We start from the raw sequence: 2601 nt of genomic DNA on the forward strand, positions 1-2601 counted from the left end.
TTATATTTAAATTTAGCTTATCAATAGCATCAATAATCTATATTTATGAGATCTCTGAGGCCTCCGTTTGGCTGTAAGAATTTTAGTTAAGATTAATTGGGGGAGGGTTATAATTGCATTTATTTTTAAAATTTCATATAAGGCGAGAAAATGGTACCATTTATAATCGGTGGAGCAGTCGTTGCTACAATCGTAGGTGGAGTAATTGCATATTTAGCCAGTGACGATGAGCCTAAGAAAAATACCGATCTGCCAATAAAGCATGCCACAATTGTACTTTTAGGCATGGAGGGCGCAGGGAAATCTACATTGAGCCATATTTTAGAAGGAAAGGGATACCAGTCTGGTAATGAATATACTACGCCTAGCGGAAGGACATTTGAAATAAATGTCGATATATGCGGAATACAATATACAATTTTAGATTCTAGCGGAGTGAAAGAAAATGCAGGATCTCGAGAAGAAGCTAGAAAGAAGCTCGCAAATCTAACAGAAGAGAAACGAAAAAAATCTATTTTTATCTACGTTTTCGATGCCGAGGACTTTGTCGATCGAGAAGATCGCCGAGAAGAGATATTATTGCAAGCGAGAACCCACTTCGATGAAGCTATGGAATATAGAATAATAATGAAATGCCTAGGCACTAGGCGCGATAAAATATCTGGCGCCGAAAGAGATAGCGTAGTGGCGCGCATCCGTAAAGCTGTGAATGTAGATACGGAGATTTTCGATATGACAATTAATCCAGTAGAGCAAATCAAAGAATTTATATCAAGGGAGGTGTAATGCAAAGTTATGCTTTGATTCAAAATAAAGGTGACGGGCATCTAACGGTAGTAAAAAACGGCGAAATTCTAAACGGAAGCGAGAAGGAGCGAGCTATAGAGCTTATCCATTCAGTTCAATCGGGGCTTAAACAAAAATATATCCAAACAGAATTTTATTGCAAGATCAAAGGCAAAACGTATTGTTGCGTATTTCACGGCGAAAGAGACAACTACGGCAGGCTAAGACCGTGCGTTTTTATATGGGAAAAAGGCTGCGATATGCAGGGGCTAGCCAAAACGGCGTCCGCGATCGGCGTAGATATCCAAAAAATATCTGAGCTAAAAGCGACAAACGATAAGTGCGAGCGTAAAACGCTAGCGATAGGGGCGGTGCTAGGAGCTATCATCGGCGGAGTAATAGTCGAAAAGAGTTTAGTGGTGGGAATCGTAGGCGGTGCGGCAGTCGGAATTTGCGCCGCGTTAGTAAAAAATGCTCTAAAAGGCAAGATATGAACGATAAAATTTTAATCCTAGATCCGCTTACTAAATGTAAGTTGGATGAAAATCCATCCTGCAAGGATCTTTTGTGTATTAACGATTGCGAAGTTTTGCTTGCGAGCGATATTGCCAAGGACGCCTCTCTCGGCTCGTTAATCGTAGGTGATGGCAAGAAAAATAAACTTGCAAATATCATAAAAGGCGGCAAAGAGACATTTTTTAATCATTTAGTAAAGTCGCCGATTTTGCAAAATACGTATTATGAGATCCAGACATTTGCAGAATGTTGTAACCGAGATTTGGAATATGTTGCAATAAAACTATTGCAAGCAATGGGGGCGCAAAGTATTGCGTTTGAATTTCTTGAAGAAAAACAGACTGTTACTCGACAATCTACCGATAAAGTTCACGGTATAAATGCAAATGTAGGCGGTATAGGCGTAGGTGTAGAAGCAGAAGCTAAGTATGAGAGCTCCAAAAATGAATAAAGAGAAGAAATCGTTAGAATTTAGCCATAAGGGAATGGACTTTAAGGTAAGCCCAAAAGAATTTACGAGATTTATAAAAAAAGAGGGGATAATCATAGAAGCGCTACCGACGTATTTTAGAGCTTTAGTGGAACGCTATATTGACGGCAGAGAAGTTACGGGCATTACCGAAGAAACCGAGGAAATTAAAACCGATATAGAAAGCATAAATGATTATGCTTGCGATATCTCTGCAAATTTAGGCGTAGGAAAAATACCGAATTTCGTCATTTCCAGCTCGCTTCAATCACAAATCAAAAAATCATATTCTCGTAGCGAAAGCTACTATAAAAAGATCCATTATAGGATAGAATTTTAATAGTCCGATTTTTGATTGACAAGCCCGCAGAGAGCGTATTTACAATCGTAAATTTTGTTATTAAATTTCTACAGATAAATTACGAATTTTTAAGAAGAGTGCTTTTAGAGTGCTTGGTGATCTTTAAATTTTAAATAAATTCGCGCTAGCGCCAAACTTAAAATTTCATGCGCAGAATTCTGCCGTATAAATCATTCGTAAAATTCCGTTTAGAATTTTATCTGAAATTTTAGTGCCGTATTCTGCGGGGAAATTTCAGTTGGAAAATTCTCAAGCGCTTAAAATTTTGGCACTCTTTTGCATAGTTTCGCATCATAAATTGCGCTCTGCGTCTGTGAGCGCGATTATATTGCTTATTTTTTACATTAGAATGTTGCCATGCAAGCAAAATGCGAAAAGGCAATCCGCTCGCTCATCTCGTAAATACCCGTCACGCCGTGTCCGTGAAACTCCACACCCTGCATCGCAAGAGGATATGATTTTAGCATTT

Annotated in this window: 4 protein-coding genes; all 4 read left to right on the forward strand. The window is 38.7% G+C overall.

All coding sequences use genetic code 11. The features are described 5' to 3' along the window. Nucleotides 1–150 precede the first annotated feature (150 nt). From Q0257_RS09775 to Q0257_RS09790, 4 genes are read left to right on the forward strand one after another with little or no spacing between them, the layout of a single operon-like run. Entirely contained in the window at nt 151–786 is a 636-nt protein-coding gene (locus Q0257_RS09775) for a GTPase domain-containing protein (protein ID WP_298024467.1), read from the forward strand. Further along, nucleotides 786–1280, forward strand: a complete 495-nt coding sequence (locus tag Q0257_RS09780) for a hypothetical protein (RefSeq protein WP_298024470.1) — start codon at nt 786–788, stop codon at nt 1278–1280. Before Q0257_RS09775 ends, Q0257_RS09780 begins: the two co-directional genes overlap by 1 nt. After that, nucleotides 1277–1753: a hypothetical protein gene (locus tag Q0257_RS09785; protein WP_298024472.1), complete on the forward strand. Its 477-nt coding sequence runs from the start codon at nt 1277–1279 to the stop codon at nt 1751–1753. Before Q0257_RS09780 ends, Q0257_RS09785 begins: the two co-directional genes overlap by 4 nt. Beyond that, nucleotides 1731–2111, forward strand: a complete 381-nt coding sequence (locus tag Q0257_RS09790) for a hypothetical protein (RefSeq protein ID WP_298024473.1) — start codon at nt 1731–1733, stop codon at nt 2109–2111. Before Q0257_RS09785 ends, Q0257_RS09790 begins: the two co-directional genes overlap by 23 nt. Nucleotides 2112–2601: the final 490 nt, after the last annotated feature.

Origin of the sequence: uncultured Campylobacter sp. (assembly GCF_938018035.1) — a bacterium.
In the GTDB taxonomy this organism is placed as follows: Bacteria; Campylobacterota; Campylobacteria; order Campylobacterales; family Campylobacteraceae; genus Campylobacter_B.